The organism is Pseudoalteromonas sp. C12FD-1, from assembly GCF_037414265.1.
GTDB lineage: Bacteria > Pseudomonadota > Gammaproteobacteria > Enterobacterales > Alteromonadaceae > Pseudoalteromonas.
In genome coordinates, this window is record NZ_JBBEVD010000051.1 from 74982 (window position 1) to 91122 (window position 16141).

At 41.3% G+C, this 16141-nt stretch carries 12 protein-coding genes and 1 tRNA gene; 8 read left to right on the forward strand and 5 right to left on the reverse strand.

Annotated features, from left to right (window positions below):
- Positions 1-112 precede the first annotated feature (112 nt).
- Positions 113-2992, forward strand: a complete 2880-nt coding sequence (locus WDB87_RS06680) for a M16 family metallopeptidase (protein WP_286245089.1) — start codon at positions 113-115, stop codon at positions 2990-2992.
- A 79-nt stretch (positions 2993-3071) separates the two neighbouring features.
- Here the strand turns inward: WDB87_RS06680 and WDB87_RS06685 are convergent, their stop codons facing one another.
- Together WDB87_RS06685 and WDB87_RS06690 are read right to left on the reverse strand one after the other, a co-directional pair.
- The gene (locus WDB87_RS06685) at positions 3072-3386 is read right to left on the reverse strand and encodes a helix-turn-helix transcriptional regulator (protein WP_286245088.1); all 315 of its coding nucleotides are present in this window, start codon (positions 3384-3386) and stop codon (positions 3072-3074) included.
- 1 nt (position 3387) lies between these two features.
- The gene (locus WDB87_RS06690) at positions 3388-3795 is read right to left on the reverse strand and encodes a hypothetical protein (RefSeq protein ID WP_286245087.1); all 408 of its coding nucleotides are present in this window, start codon (positions 3793-3795) and stop codon (positions 3388-3390) included.
- A gap of 347 nt (positions 3796-4142) precedes the next feature.
- On the opposite strand from WDB87_RS06690, the gene cysE reads away from it, so the two are divergent.
- Positions 4143-4961, forward strand: coding sequence for a serine O-acetyltransferase (gene cysE / locus WDB87_RS06695; protein WP_286245086.1), 819 nt, complete (start codon positions 4143-4145; stop codon positions 4959-4961).
- A 39-nt stretch (positions 4962-5000) separates the two neighbouring features.
- Entirely contained in the window at positions 5001-5678 is a 678-nt protein-coding gene (locus tag WDB87_RS06700; RefSeq protein ID WP_286245085.1) for a hypothetical protein, read from the forward strand.
- 9 nt (positions 5679-5687) lie between these two features.
- Here WDB87_RS06700 and xseA read toward each other — a convergent pair whose 3' ends face one another.
- Positions 5688-7019, reverse strand: coding sequence for an exodeoxyribonuclease VII large subunit (gene xseA, locus WDB87_RS06705; protein WP_286245084.1), 1332 nt, complete (start codon positions 7017-7019; stop codon positions 5688-5690).
- Positions 7020-7165: 146 nt separating this feature from the next.
- On the opposite strand from xseA, the gene guaB reads away from it, so the two are divergent.
- Together guaB and guaA are read left to right on the forward strand one after the other, a co-directional pair.
- Positions 7166-8635: an IMP dehydrogenase gene (guaB, locus tag WDB87_RS06710; RefSeq protein ID WP_286245083.1), complete on the forward strand. Its 1470-nt coding sequence runs from the start codon at positions 7166-7168 to the stop codon at positions 8633-8635.
- A 96-nt stretch (positions 8636-8731) separates the two neighbouring features.
- On the forward strand, positions 8732-10309 hold the full coding sequence (gene guaA / locus WDB87_RS06715) for a glutamine-hydrolyzing GMP synthase (RefSeq protein WP_286245082.1): 1578 nt from the start codon (positions 8732-8734) through the stop codon (positions 10307-10309).
- A 103-nt stretch (positions 10310-10412) separates the two neighbouring features.
- On the opposite strand, the gene WDB87_RS06720 is transcribed toward guaA, so the two are convergent.
- Positions 10413-12002 carry a BCCT family transporter gene (locus tag WDB87_RS06720; protein WP_286245081.1) on the reverse strand — a complete coding sequence of 530 codons (1590 nt, stop codon included), beginning with the start codon at positions 12000-12002 and terminating at the stop codon, positions 10413-10415.
- 448 nt (positions 12003-12450) lie between these two features.
- Here WDB87_RS06720 and WDB87_RS06725 point away from each other — a divergent pair.
- The 3 genes from WDB87_RS06725 (at position 12451) to rimI (ending at position 13351) form a co-directional block, all read left to right on the forward strand.
- Positions 12451-12527 (forward strand) — tRNA-Trp (locus tag WDB87_RS06725).
- A 64-nt stretch (positions 12528-12591) separates the two neighbouring features.
- A complete protein-coding gene (locus WDB87_RS06730; RefSeq protein ID WP_286245080.1) occupies positions 12592-12897 on the forward strand; it encodes a hypothetical protein in 306 nt (101 codons plus the stop codon).
- Positions 12884-13351, forward strand: a complete 468-nt coding sequence (gene rimI, locus WDB87_RS06735) for a ribosomal protein S18-alanine N-acetyltransferase (RefSeq protein WP_286245079.1) — start codon at positions 12884-12886, stop codon at positions 13349-13351. The genes WDB87_RS06730 and rimI overlap by 14 nt, the downstream gene beginning before the upstream one ends.
- Positions 13352-13354: 3 nt before the next feature.
- Here the strand turns inward: rimI and WDB87_RS06740 are convergent, their stop codons facing one another.
- Positions 13355-16027: an ATP-binding protein gene (locus WDB87_RS06740; RefSeq protein WP_286245078.1), complete on the reverse strand. Its 2673-nt coding sequence runs from the start codon at positions 16025-16027 to the stop codon at positions 13355-13357.
- Positions 16028-16141 lie beyond the last annotated feature (114 nt).

Below are 16141 nucleotides of genomic sequence, written 5' to 3' on the forward strand. Positions count from 1 at the left end.
TTTACATTAAAAATGTCGCAAAGCTCTTACAATCATTCGCTTTAGGGCATAATCAACTATGAATTAGCATTAAATCTAATAACAAATTTGCTCAATTTAAAAAGGGACAACAATGAAATTTAAATTATTAGCAACAAGCTTGGCGGTATCGCTGGCACTAACAGGCTGCGCAACATTGCAAAGCGAAAACACCCAAGCGGCACAACAACAGCAAACAACAGCCGCTGAGGAACGTGTATTTTCGCAAGAGTACTTAATCGAAGAGCTAGATAACGGCTTACGTGTAATGGTAGTTAAAACAGATTACCCCGATGTAGTCTCGCTGCAAATTCCGGTATCGGTTGGCTCGCGTAATGAAGTAAAAGAAGGTAAAACCGGTTTTGCTCACTTTTTTGAGCACATGATGTTTAAAGGTTCTAAAAAATTTCCGCAAGACGAATACACTGCCATATTTAAAAATGCAGGGGTAGATAACCGTGCTTACACCACTAACGATTACACAAACTACCATTTAAACTTTTCAAAGCAGCATCTTGATAAAGTACTTGAAATTGAAGCCGATATTTTTCAAAACTTAACCTACACCGAAGAGCAATTTAGAACCGAAGCGCTTACGGTTAAAGGGGAGTATTTAAAAAATAACGCCAGTCCAATTCGTAAATTATTAAGCGCTGTACGCGAAGAAGCCTTTGATAAACATACCTATAAACATACCACTATGGGCTTTTTTGAAGATATAGAAGCCATGCCAGATCAAATGGCATACGGTAAAGAATTTTTTGATAAGTTTTATAAGCCTGAATATGTATCGCTAGTAATTGTCGGCGATGTAGACCCTAAAGCCACGATGGCTATGGTGAAAAAACATTGGGGTGGCTGGAAAAAAGGTGATTACGTTGCCGATATAAAAGCTGAGCCTGCACAACAAGCGCCTAAATATGTACATGAGAAAAACGAAGGTTTGCCTGGCCATTGGTTGCTTGTATCTTACAAAGGTGCGGCCTGGGAGCCTGCAAAAAAAGACAGAGCCGCGCTTGATTTGATCTCACAGCTTTATTTTTCAAACAACTCAGACTTATACCAAGAATTGGTTGTTGATAAACAAATTGCTAGCCAAATGTTTACCTACAATCCAGAGACAAAAGATCCTGGTTTACTGCATGTATTTGTAAAAGTTGAAAACGAAGAAGATTTAGCAAAAGCACGTGATGCTATCAATCGCACTTACGCAAAAGCACGTACCGAACTTGTTGATGAGCAAAAATTAAGTGATTTAAAGTCTAACCTCAAATACAGCTTTATTAACGGTTTAGACTCATCGCAAGCCATTGCTTCAACGCTTGCAAGATACATGCATTTTGAGCGCGATCCTGAGGTAATTAACCAGCTTTATAAATCGGCCGACAACATAACCGCACAAGACATTAAAGCTGTGGCTAATAAATATTTTGTAGATGGCGCGCGTACAACCGTAACTATGTCGGCACTTGATAAAGCGCCAGGGTTTGAGCAGGAAGCAAGCTTAAACGCGTTAGTTGCAAAGCTTGATAAAGCGCCTGAAGCGCCAGTATTTAAAGTGCTTGATAAAACCAATAGCTCGCCACTGATTGACGTAAACTTTTTATTCAATACCGGAGCTGCTGCAGATCCGCAAGGTAAAAAAGGGGTTGCTGCACTCACCGCCGCTATGCTTGCTCAAGGTGGCTCGCAAAGTACGAGTTACAAAGATATACAAAAAGCGCTTTATCCGCTTGCTGGCAGCTTTGGTTATCAAATAGATAAAGAAATGCTGTCATTTCAAGGGCGTATTCATAAAGATAACGCAGCTACATGGTATGCGCTTGTAAGCGATCAGTTAATTAACCCAGGCTTTAGAGACGATGACTTTAAACGCCTTAAAAAAGAAATGATCGACGGTATTAAGTCGGGCTTAAAAGCCTCTAACGATGAAGAGTTAGGTAAAGAAGTGCTATACAGTGCACTTTACAAAGGCCACCCATACGAAAGCTACAATTACGGTGATATTTCTGATTTAGAAGCACTAACGCTTGATGATGTAAAAGCATTTTACAACAAAGAGCTTACCCAATCTAAACTAACACTGGGTTTAATTGGCGCTGTGCCAAAAGCGCTTAAAGCCGAAATGATGAGCGATTTAGCAACCTTACCTAAAGGCGAGCAAAGCCGATTAAGTATTCCTGATGCGCCAGAGCTTAAAGGTCACCATGCCACGATTGTAGAAAAGTCAGCGCAATCAACTGCGGTATCGTTTGGTTTCCCAATTGATACTATTCGTAGTAGTGAAGATTGGACAGCCCTTTGGCTGGTGCGTTCGTACTTTGGTGAGCACCGTAGTTCTAACTCATACCTGTATGAGCGAATTCGTCAAACACGGGGTATGAACTACGGCGATTATGCTTATATTGAGTACTTCCCACGTGGTATGTTTCAAACTAAGCCTGATGCAAACTTAGGGCGCTCTGAGCAAATATTCCAAATTTGGTTACGCCCACTGCGCTCTAATAACGATGCACATTTTGCAACACGTACCGCATTGTATGAGCTGGATAAGCTTATTAAAAATGGCTTAACCGAAAAAGACTTTGAAGCAACACGTAACTTTTTAATTAACTACGTACCGCAGCTTGTCGCAAGCCAAAACCGCCAATTAGGTTATGCACTTGATAGCGAATTTTACAACACAGAGTCGTTTGTAAAATACGTGACAAGTAAACTTGAAAAGCTAACGCTTGCTGATGTTAATCGCGTGATTAAAGATAACCTGCAAACAGATAACGTGCAGTATGTGTTTATTACCGGTGACGGCGAAGACATGAAAAAACGTTTAGTGTCAGAGCAAACCTCGCCAATGGTTTACAACACAGAAAAACCAGCAGCGCTTGTTGCTGAGGATAAAGTCATTGCCGATTACACATTAGCAATCCCAGCTAAAAATATTGAAGTAATGGCCGTTGAAAAAGTGTTTCAGTAATTTAAGCGCTTTATTCAATGTGTAAAAAATGCCCCAGTGCTTATAGCCTGGGGCATTTTTATTTAATTAGCGTAAGGTATTAGTTAGTCGCTAAAAGCACTGAGCCAGCCCCAAGAGCAAAGCTTATTAAGGAACTAATAACAACTCCCGCTAAAAAGCTTTTAGTTGGCGTACTTTTAACGTCATCATTTCTAAGCTCATCAAGTTTAATTAGCTCGCCTTGGCGTACTTCAAGTACTGCACAAAGCGCCATAGTGGTTTCTTTTGAAGCGGCGCCTTCTTTTTCAACCCGTTGAATGGTCCGCAAACTTACATCGCAGGCATCTGCAAGCTGTTGCTGCGTCCAATCTAACTTACTTCTAAGCGATTTAACTGTTGTAGGATTTAATTGCACGTTAAAGCTTCCCTACAAATAGTTCAACAATGGTGGCTGTTGTATAGCCAAATACCGCTCCACCTAATGTACAGCCAGCAAGAAAAAATGCTGCTTTTTTAGGATCATCCGAAAGGCTACTTTGAACTTGTTTGGCTATCACACTGCTATTTTTATAAAGAGTACATTCTAGGCGCCCAGTGAGTATGTTGAGCATGTCAAATTTTACTTGGTACTGTGCGCCCCCAAAATCAAAAGAATGCGTGCTTGCACAATTAATAGTGCGCTTTTTACTGAATAAATCATCATTTATGTACACTTCTTCTTTACCAGTGAAGTAACTACCAAAACAAGCAATTTGGTTGTCGCCATCCTGAAAGTAAAATTTATAGCCGAGTTTTTTAGTATTTAATATGTCGTTTTTCATCATCGTTATCCTTGTTGAGTTGATGATGCTAATTTAGCGTTTGTTTTTATTTTTTACGCCGTCAGTAGTATGTCAGTAGTATGTCAGTAGTTAGTTTGGCATATGACACCACACCTGCCATACTGTGCTAGCTTTTGATTTATAACAATTTATTTTGTTTTTATATGTGTAGGTTGCTTTAGCTACTGTCGTATAGCTTAATCTAAAAAAAAGCTAAGCATCTATAATATTATTTGAGATTGCTAGTTATAACTAATAACCAGAACAAATAGTTAAGGGATTAACACATAAGGCGTTAAATCCGTTAGACTTAGCAAAAGGCTCTTTTTATATCAATTTAAGGCAGTATTATGCGTCATGAAATTTGGCAACAGCTTCGTAGTGAAGCTAATGAAGTTGTAACTCGCGAACCACTTTTAGCAAGTCATGTGTATTCATGCATTTTAAATCATGAGTGTTTAGGTTCGGCGTTAAGCTTTATTGTTGCTAATAAGTTGGCAGATGCAGTGGTATCGGCTTTTACAATACGTGAGTTGTTCGACCAAGCGTTTGTAAAGTGCGACCGTATGCTTACCTATGTGGCCGAAGATATTAAAGCTGTTAAGGACAGAGACCCAGCAGCCGAAACCTACCTTACAGTTATTTTAAACTTAAAAGGGTTTCATGCTATTCAAGCGCATCGTTTAGCTAACTGCTTGTGGCAGCAAAACCGCAAAGAACTGGCGCGCTTTATTCAAAGCCGCACCTCAGAAGTGTTTGGGGTTGATATTCACCCTGCGTGTCAGGTGGGTAAAGGGATAATGTTTGATCACGCCACCGGTATTGTTATTGGTGAAACCGCGGTAATTGAAGATAATGTATCAATACTTCAATCGGTAACGCTTGGTGGTACTGGTAACGAGCAAGGCGACCGCCATCCTAAAATTAGAGCGGGTGTGCTTATTGGTGCAGGTGCTAAGGTGTTGGGTAATATTGAAGTAGGTGAGGGCGCACGTATTGGCGCAGGATCAGTCGTTTTAACCGCAGTGCCGCCGCATACTACCGCTGTAGGCGTACCGGCTAAAATTATTGGCAGACCGGATTGTCCCTGTCCTGCGCAAAGTATGAACCAAAACTTTTTAACGACCGAAGAGCCTGAAAACGAATCACATACTAGCGCGATGCTGTAACTAAGGCATAAGTAAAAAGTAATTATAAAAGGAATTAAAATGAGCAAACATAGCTTATTAACATTAGGCATAGGTTTTATTGCGGGTGTAGGTTTAACATGGAGCTACTTTAATGTGGCTTCAAGTGACTCAAAACCTGCAAAGGTACAACATGTTGATACAAAGCAGGCACCTTTTGTGCAGCCGCCTAAAAGCAGTGAAGCAACAGCAAAGCGTGTTGTATCAGCATCCCCTGAGCAAAGCGCTGGTATAGAGCAACAAGATAACTCCCCTAATCCAGATCCACAACCGCTTGATGAGCTTCCTTTAAAAGAGCAAGTGTCGCAGCTTAGGCAGCAATTAGCAGCGCAAAAAGCCTTGATGAAAAACGCGGCGCAGCAGCTGCGTGCCCCCTCGGATGCGCAGGCTGTTTTACAAGCGCAATTTGATGAGCAAGTACGCAATGAAGAGTGGGCTTATCAAACCGAATTAGCGCTACAAGACTTTTTACTAACCGCAGATTTAAACGCGACCCCAGAGGTTGTTAGCGCATCGTGTAAAAGCACGGTGTGTAAATTTGAACTTGCTGCACCTACGGATAACGACTCGTTTGATCATACCCAATGGCGAGAGCTAAACGATAAGTTAATGAAACAAGCGTTTTGGCGGCAGTTCAAAAGAACCGCTTCTACCTCGAGTGACAGTGAGTTAACTCTTTTAATGACAACAGAGCTCTAATAGAGAGCTTTACAATGCGGTTGATTTTATAGCGCCATCGGCCAGCTCTGTAATTAGTACATCACCCGTTTTAATGTGATCTACCGATTTTACTACTTTACCTTGTTGGGTTTTGGTTATGCTGTAACCGCGCGCTAAAACATTGAGTGGACTGACCGAATCGAGCCTACTCGCTTGCAGCGCTAAGTTATTTTGTGCGTGTTGCAATTTGTGCTGCATTGCTTGCTCAAGTCTGGTTTGTATCTGCATAAGCTGATGACTGGCTTGCGATAACTTTTTATCAGGCGATTGGCGCATTAAACGCGGGGTTAAATTATTAAGTGTGCGCTCTTTTTGGTAAAGACGATTACGCATGCCCTGTTGTAATGCAATAGTTAGCTCATCTAATCGCTGTGCTTTTTGATTAAGTTGATTGCGCGGATGGCACAAGTTAAGCCTATGCTGTAACTGTGTGGCGAGTGCGCGCTTATCGGCCATATCGTGTTTAAAGGCATTATTTAATCGGTTAATGAGCTCTACAACCTTACTGTGTAGCTCTTGCGTGTTAGGGCTAACAAGCTCAGCAGCTGCTGAAGGTGTTGCTGCGCGAACATCGGCAACGTAATCGCTAATGGTGGTGTCTATTTCGTGGCCTACCGCACTCACTATAGGTAATTCACTTTGATAAATAGCACGCGCAAGCTGCTCATGGTTAAAGCACCATAAATCTTCTAACGAGCCACCGCCTCGCCCTAAAATAAGTACGTCGACCTCATTGCGTGCATTGGCTAATTGTATTTGGTTAATTAAGTGCACATGGGCTTCTTTACCTTGCACCATGGCTGGGTAAATAATTACCTCTAATTGCGGTGCGCGGCGTTTTAGTACGGTTAATATATCTTTTATGGCAGCGCCTGTTGCCGAGGTTATTACACCCACACGGTTTATATTTTGCGGCAGTGCTTTTTTATAGGCTGAACTAAATAAACCCTCTGCGGCGAGGCGCATTTTTAATGCATCAAACTCTTGCTTAAGTTGGCCTTCACCGGCAGGTTCCATATGTTCAACAATAAGTTGATAATCACCACGTGGTTCGTAAAGTGACACACGTGCCCTTACTGTTACTTGTGCGCCGTTTTCGGGGCGATAAGTTTGGCTGCGGTTATTGCCGCGCCACATAGCCGCTTTTATTTGTGCTTTTTCATCTTTTAACGAAAAGTACCAGTGCCCAGAAGCAGGGGTAATAAAGTTAGAAATTTCGCCTGTTAAAATGAGCGATGCAAAGCCCTGCTCAAGAACTGTACGGATCTCTTTGTTAAGGCGCGATACGGTGTAAACCGTTTGCGAAGGCTTCGAAAACATAAAAAACAACCTAAAACTATTATGATGCAAGTTATAAGGCAAGTTTATCATAAATATTTGCGAAATATTATTTACGAATGCCCACAACGCTGTTAAAATTTGGCCGCAATTCCTTATCTTAGATCCACATGTGAGAAGTTGCCAAAATGCTTAGAATCGCTAAAGAAGCTCTTACCTTTGATGACGTACTTTTAGTACCTGGTCATTCTACTGTTTTGCCACACACGGCAAATATTTCAACTCGCTTAACGCGTGGTATCAAACTTAACTTGCCGCTTATTTCAGCATCTATGGATACTGTTACAGAAGCTCGTTTAGCTATTGCCCTCGCGCAGGAAGGTGGTCTTGGTTTTATCCATAAAAACATGACCATTGAAGAACAAGCGAGAAACGTACGTAAAGTTAAAACCTACGAAGCAGGTATTGTATCATTCCCTGTTACTGTGTCTGCCGATTTAACGATTGCAGATGCGACGCTTCTTTCGCAAGAGAAAGGGTTCTCGGGTTTCCCGGTTACTGATAGCGAAAATAACCTACTAGGTATTGTTACTGGTCGTGACATGCGTTTTGAAACTAAGCTTGAACAGCCTGTTTCTAGCGTTATGACTAAAAAAGACAAACTGGTAACGGTTCAAGAAGGCGCATCGCGCGAAGAAATTTTAGGTTTAATGCACGAACACCGCATTGAAAAAATCTTAGTGGTTGATGATGCATTTAAACTAAAAGGCATGATCACCGTAAAAGATTACCAAAAAGCGCAAGACAAACCACATGCATGTAAAGACGAGCTAGGTCGTTTACGTGTAGGTGCTGCAGTGGGTGTTGGCGCAGGTACTGATGAGCGAATTGCTGCATTAGTAGAGGCGGGTGTTGATGTTTTACTTATCGATACTTCGCATGGTCACTCACAAGGTGTTATTGACCGTGTTTCACAAACACGTAAAGACTACCCAGATTTACAAATTATTGCTGGTAACGTTGCCACTGCCGAAGGCGCAATTGCCCTTGCTGATGCAGGTGTGGATGCGGTTAAAGTAGGTATTGGCCCAGGTTCAATTTGTACTACGCGTATTGTTACAGGTTGTGGCGTGCCACAAATTACGGCTATTTCTGATGCGGTAGATGGCTTACAAGGGCGTGATATTCCAGTAATTGCCGATGGCGGTATTCGTTTTTCTGGCGATATTGTTAAAGCACTAGTTGCGGGTGCATCGTGTGTAATGGTGGGCTCAATGCTTGCTGGTACTGAAGAAGCGCCAGGCGAAGTTGAACTTTACCAAGGTCGTTACTACAAATCTTACCGCGGTATGGGCTCGTTAGGGGCGATGGATCAAAAAGAAGGTTCGTCGGATCGTTACTTCCAAAAATCTAACCAAGCTGACAAATTAGTACCTGAAGGTATTGAAGGTCGCGTCGCTTATAAAGGCCCAATTGCAACGATTATTCATCAGCAAGTGGGTGGCCTTCGTAGCGCAATGGGATTAACGGGTTGTGCCACCATTGAAGAGCTAAATACAAAACCTCAGTTTGTACGTGTTACATCTGCAGGTATGGGTGAGTCGCACGTTCACGATGTGCAAATTACCAAAGAAGCGCCTAACTACCGCTTAGGTTAAACAACACGTTTAAATTACGGGGCTGGAATTACCAGCCCTCTTTTATAGCCACTAAGCAAATTAGTGGAATCTAGCATCTACTTTACGAGATCCTTCATGAGCAAAGATATTCACGATTCACGAATTCTAATTTTAGATTTTGGTTCGCAATACACTCAATTAATCGCGCGTCGTATCCGCGAAATTGGCGTTTACTGTGAGCTGTGGGCATGGGATGTGACCGAAGAGCAAATTCGCGAATTTAATCCACAAGGTATTATTTTATCTGGTGGCCCTGAGTCAACCACACTAGAGAACAGCCCGCGTGCACCTGAATACGTGTTTAACGCTGGCGTGCCAGTGCTGGGTATTTGTTACGGCATGCAAACCATGGCAGCTCAACTTGGCGGCAGTGTACACAGCTCAGATAAAAAAGAGTTTGGTTATGCACAAGTAGAAAAAGTGGGTAACTGTGCATTATTCGATGCAATTGAAGATCATATTACCGATGGCGGCAACGGCGTTTTAGACGTGTGGATGAGCCACGGCGACAAAGTAATGGAAGTGCCAGCAAGCTTTAACACCACAGCTAAAACACCAACGTGTCCGCATGCTGCTATGTCTAACGAAGAAAAACGTTTTTACGGCGTACAATTTCACCCAGAAGTAACTCACACTCATCAAGGACAACGTTTATTAGAGCGTTTTGCAATTGATATATGTGGCTGTGAAAAACTATGGACACCTGCCAAAATTATTGATGATGCTATAGAGCGCATTAAAGAGACTGTTGGCGATGACGAAGTTATTTTAGGCTTATCGGGTGGGGTTGACTCATCTGTTGTAGCAATGCTGATTCACCGTGCCATTGGCGATAATCTAACATGTGTATTTGTTGATAATGGCTTACTTCGTTTAAACGAAGGTCAGCAAGTTATGGACATGTTTGGCAATAAATTTGGCTTAAATATTGTTAAAGTAGACGCTGAGGATCAATTCTTAGCTGACCTTGCAGGCAAATCAGATCCAGAAGAAAAACGCAAAGCCATTGGCCATACGTTTATTAATGTATTTGATGAGCAAGCTAAAAAGCTTAAAAATGCGAAGTGGTTAGGCCAAGGGACTATTTACCCAGACGTAATAGAATCAGCTGCTTCAGCCACAGGTAAAGCACACGTAATTAAATCTCACCACAACGTGGGCGGCTTACCAGATGACATGAAAATGGGCTTAGTTGAGCCATTACGTGAATTATTTAAAGATGAAGTACGTAAAATTGGCTTAGAGCTTGGTTTACCTTACGACATGCTTTACCGCCACCCATTCCCAGGTCCTGGTTTAGGCGTACGTGTACTTGGCGAAATCAAAAAAGAGTACTGTGATTTACTACGCCGTGCTGATGCTATCTTTATTGAAGAGCTACACAAAGCTGAGCTTTATCATAAAGTAAGCCAAGCGTTTACTGTATTCTTACCTGTTAAGTCGGTAGGGGTTATGGGCGATGCTCGTAAGTATGATTGGGTTGTGTCACTACGTTGTGTTGAAACTATCGACTTTATGACGGCGCGCTGGTCACATTTACCGTATGAGTTTTTAGGTGTGGTTTCTAACCGTATCATTAACGAAATTGACGGTATCTCGCGTGTTGTTTACGATATTTCTGGTAAACCACCAGCCACAATTGAGTGGGAATAAACCCAAGCAAATAAGCTTACTTTGTTAAGCTAAGCTTATTATTGCGTATTAAAAAGCCCGTTTGTAAACGGGCTTTTTTACGTGCTAATTTTAGCTCTTAATTTTAAGGTTTAGCTTTTGGCTCTAGCTCAGTAAGCAGCCCTTTTACAAGGCTTACGCTGCCAAACAATAAAATAAACGTAAAAGGCAGCGCTGCAATAATGGTTATATACTGTAGTGCCTGAATAGACTCAGTTCCCCCAATCCACAGCATTAGCATGGCAATTATACCGGCAATGTTAGCCCATACTAATTTTTGCTTTATAGGTACTTCTAGCTTTCCGCCTGATGTAAGGCTATCAATTACAATAGAACCAGAATCGAGTGTAGTTACAAAAAATATAATAATTAATGCCACTGCTAAAAGCGAAAGCACGGTGCCAAAAGAGTACGCATCGAGCATATAAAATAAGCTCAGAGATACATCTGTAATTCCTTGATCGGTACCTAGAACGCCAATTTCATTTATAACCTGATCAATTGCTACGCCACCAAACACCGACATCCACGCAGTGGTCACTAAGGTTGGAATAAGTAAAACGTACACTAAAAATTCGCGAATAGTACGCCCCTTAGAAATACGCGCTACAAACATACCAAAGCAAGGTGCATACGCTACCCACCAAGCCCAGTAAAATACGGTCCAGCCGTGTAGCCACTGCGTGTCTTCTCGGCTGGTGCTTGAGCTTAGTGGAATAATATTTTTAACATAGCCTATTACTGCTGTGTAAGCAGAATCTAGAACGGTGGTAAAGTTTAAAATAAATACCAGGGCTAAAAACACAAATGCTATGCCCATATTTATATTACTTAGCAATTTAACGCCGCCATCCATACCGCGTACAATAGATAAAATAGCCAAGCCCATAATTAACACAATGATAGCTTGTTGCAGAAATAGTGAGTTTTCAAAACCTAACACATGGCTTATACCACTGGCTGCTTGTGAGCCACCCAGCCCAAGTGATGTAGCAAGGCCAAAAAGAGTTACCAACACGGCCATTACATCTATTACATCACCTAGCTTGCCCCATACTCTATCGCCAAATAGGGGATAAAATACTGAGCGCATTGAAAGTGGTAATCCCTTGTTATATACAAAGTACGCTAGGCATAATGCGGTCATGCCATAAATAGCCCATGCATGCAGACCCCAGTGAAATACCGTTGCCCCTAAGGCCATTTCTCGCCCTTGCTCGGTAAAGGCTTCAGCGTTAAGCGGGGTGCCAAACCAGTCGGTATAAAATGCAGTAGGTTCGGCTACGCCCCAAAAAATAAGGCCAATACCCATACCTGCGGCAAACAGCATAGAAATCCAAGAGAGGGTAGAGTAATCGGTTGTTGCTTTATCGCCCCCTAAGCGAATTTTTCCAAGTGGTGAGGCTGCTATACCTATAGCAAATAATAATAATATGTTTGCGCCCCACATAAATACGTAGTCAAAGTTTGTAAGTGCAGCATTTTTTATAGAGTTAATAGCTTCTTTTGCTTCGCTAGGTGACAAAGCGAGTAGCGTTATAATAAAAAGTAGAGATAAGCCAACAGAAACAGAAAATACGTTACTGTGTATATCCATACCCCATTTACTAACGTTATCTTGGCCTACTTGGTAATCAGTTGAGTCGATACTGTATTTTTTTGATTTAAACTTCATATAACTGGCGTGAACCATTGGCAAAAGCCAATAGTAAAGCTCCTCCATATTTGCATTGTGAATAATCCGCGTAAGTAAGATACATGATGAAATATGCAATTGGGTGGTAAGGCGCGGATCTCCTAGACGCAAAATTGTATCATAATTGCTGCCAATGTTATTGATTTGTTTATGTTTGGCGCTGCGCAAAACTATAGCCAGTTAAAAAATAAAGATTGGTTGTTTTACAGCCGCCTTTGTTTTGCAAATTACAAAAATCAGCAAGTATGAAAAACTAATACCTGCATAATTCGTGGTTATAATCACGACATAGTACAATTTAAAGTGAATAAAAATAGCAAATTAGCATGCTAATTCATCGTTTTGTATGTTTTAAAAGCAGTTGAACTAAAAAGTTAATTTTTTACTTTACCTTTTCTAAAAGGTCTCTATAATTCGTCGACATTGCAGGGGCGTAGTTCCAATTGGTAGAACAGCGGTCTCCAAAACCGACGGTTGGGAGTTCGAATCTCTCCGCCCCTGCCATTTCTTCTTTACATCGTTTTTGTTACTTCATATATTGTTCTAGTGTTTAATCTACTGAGTTGTTATGCATCCACGTTACGCAGCTATTTTTGGTATAGAAAACCTTGAACTAAATCAGCACTATCGTCCTAAAAATACTGAGACTACTTTAGCTGTCTCACAAAGTACTTCCGTTGAGCCTTTAGCGCTGAGCAAGCAGTTATTAAGTGATATACGCTTAAGTGCACCTTCTTTAACAATTAATCATGTTTTAAAAGGGGCAGACATACAGTTAACTGACGATAAGCTTACACTACCAACCTCACAGCTCAGTGCTTCTGATAAGCGCGCTTTATGGGCTTTAATGAGCACACGCCTTGATAAATTTTAAACCTGTAAACGAAAGTGCAATAGCACAATTAATGGCTATAGAAACTGCCTGCCACTCTCATCCTTGGACTCTTAAAACAATGAGCTCTTGCATGGGCGGCCGTTACTTTAATTTAGCCGCGTTTGATGAAAACACGTTGGTGGGTTTTTATATAGGTGAAAAGGCAGGACCTGACTTTACCCTTATGGATATATGCGTAACGCCCAGTGAGCAAGGTAAAGGCATTGCAAGGCAGTTGCTTAGCCAGTTTATTGAGTATGGCGAGCAGCAAAATGCTGAAAATCTTTTTTTAGAAGTACGAGAATCAAACGCGCGTGCAATAAAGCTGTACGAACACGCTGGCTTTACGCAAATGTCGGTGCGTAAAAACTATTACCCAAGCGACAATGAAACTAAAAATGGGTTTGAAGATGCCATACTTATGGGCATGGCACTTAATTTAGGGTTTTTGTAAGCTTTAAGCTGTCAGTTTACTTTTAGCAATAGTTTGCTCTATTGCATTGATTAAATTAATGATCAAAGTAGGGCGTTGTGTTTGATCGTTACTGAGTAAGTTCTCTTCTAATAAAGCGGCACTGTGGTAAATATCGTCAAAATTGAAGCACCCCGCGCTGCCTTTTAGGCTATGAGCTACGCTTCGAAGCGCTTCTGCATCGTTACTGGCTTTTAAGCTGTTTACCTTTTGTAGGTAACTTGGCAGATTAGCCACATAGTTATCGTTAATTTGCTGAAATTTTTCACTTTTTAGTAAGCTATCCCACTTATTCTGATTATCTTTTTCAAGATTTAAGTAACTGACAAGTACGTTTTCAAGCGCGTCTTTATCAATGGGTTTTGCCAGTGCTTTATCACAACCGGCCTCTATATAGGTGTCTATATCGTGGTTCATTACATTAGCGGTAAGCGCAATAATAGGCCCATCGTAGGCTGCATGGCGTAGCATTTTAGTTGCCTCAAGGCCGCCCATTACTGGCATTTGCATATCCATAATAATGAGCTGGTAGTCGTTAACTAATGCCATTTCTACTGCTTGTGCACCATTATTAGCCATATCAGGCTCTAGGCCCCAGGTTTGTAAAAGCAATTTTATAAGTAGCTGGTTATCTGGGTTATCTTCGGCAACAAGTATGTTGGCATCAAAACTAGAAGTGGCAAACGACAAGAAAGGGTCTTTTTCTGGAATAAGCTGTGTTTGCTCAGTTAAAAGTTCTAGTGACTGTTTAGGCTCGTTAATATGGCAATCAACGGTAATAGCAAAGCGACTGCCTATGCCAATTTCGCTTTTTAAAGTAACATCGCCACCCAATAACTGCGCTAAGTTTTTAGAAATACATAAGCCTAACCCTGTGCCCCCAAAGCGGCGCGTGGTGGTGGCATCGGCTTGTTCAAAAGGTTTAAATATACGCTCTATTTGGTGCTCAGACATACCAATCCCGGTGTCTTTAACAACAAATTCAAGCTGCTGCTTACTTTGCAAATAATGTACACAAATAGACACCTGGCCTTGCTCGGTAAATTTGACAGCATTGCTGGCTATGTTTATCAAAATTTGTTTTAAGCGCGTCATATCACTATAAATAGTGCGCGGTAATGGCAGCTCGTAATGAATGCTAAACGCGAGTTGTTTTTCGTGCGCTAGCGGTTCAATAATTGATTCTATATCGTGAACCAGCTGCACTACATTAAGGGGGGCTTGCTCTACAGCGAGCTTTTCTGCCTCTATTTTAGATAAATCGAGTATGTTGTTTATTAGCTCTAATAAGTGTTTAGAGTTTCGTAAAATGGTATTTAAATGCTGTTTGTCATTAACCACTTTATCGTTAATTAGTAACTGCTCGGTAAAGCCCATAATGGCAGTAAGTGGGGTGCGAATCTCGTGACTCATATTTGCTAAAAAACGGCTTTTAAGCTGGTTGGCTTGCTCTGCTTGAGCTATGGCAAGTTCAAGCTGGCTGTTCATCGCTTCGAGCGCTTTAGTACGGCTTTCGACTTTGTCTTCTAGGTGATGTTTATATTCTTCTAGCTGCTCTTGGTAATGTCTAATTTGGTTAATCATGTGGTTAAAATCGTTAAACAACACCCCAACTTCATCATTGGTATGAGCAGGTAAATTTACCGATAAATCACCATCGCCTACGCGGTGGCTAGCGGCCCCTAAAAGCTCAATGGGGTTTAGCAGTAAATTACGCACAACCACAAAAATAAGAATAGGCAGGGTGATCACCGAAATAATCACAATTAAGCCTGTAATTAAGCTAATTGCCTTACCTGATTGATAAAGCACGCCTTTTGGAATAGTTGAAACAAAGTAATAGCCACCACTCATTTGCACGGCAAATATCATTCTTTCTATTTTGTCTATGCTCGAAAGCTCAATAGTCGAAAGGGTGCCTACATCTGCCAAGTTGTGAACCTGATCAAGCTCGTACTCGGTAATATATTGCCCGCGTAAGCTGTAGTCTGAGCTAAATAAAATTTGCCCATCGTTAGTCAGTAGTAAATTAAGGGTGTTGTTATAAGGGGCCTCTAAAATACTGGTGTTTAATATAGAGGGCTCAACTTGCAATACTATAAAGCCAAGTTGTTGTGGGCGTTTTAAATAGTAATCAACACTTTGTACGCGTTGTACAAAAAATAAGTTGGTGGTGCCGTCGCTGTTTTGCACCATAAATTGTTGCTGGCGCAAATTACTTTGCAGTACTTGCTTAAAAAAGGGGTATGACTGCGGTGCGGTTGTTAAGTTATTAGAATAATACGCGTCACTTTTACCACTGGCCGACACTAAATTAATACTAATGATATCTGGGTAGGCTTCACTGTAACTGGCAAAAACATCCATGAGTGCCCCTAAGCGGCGGGTATAGCTGCCATCAGCATGAATGTCGTTAGATAAAAAGTCGTTTAAAACAGGCGAGGTAGATAGTAGTTTTGCTGTTGAATGGAACGAGTCTATGTAGTTGAAAACCTTTTGCTGTTGCTGCTCAACAAAGCGACTCATTATAAGATCAGCCTGCTTTTGTGTTGAGTTAGTTACGTTAGTTAATGTAAAACCACCTAAAAACAACAAAGGCAATATAACAAGCGGAGTTATATACCATAATAATCGAATGCTTAACTTACTGGTTTTCATGACCAAACTACTTATCCTCCGTGCAATCTATCAATGATATGCGTTACAGATTTAATTCTCAAGAAGCAGAGGCCGATTAGCGTTAATTTAGGGTGAAAATATGACATTTAAATC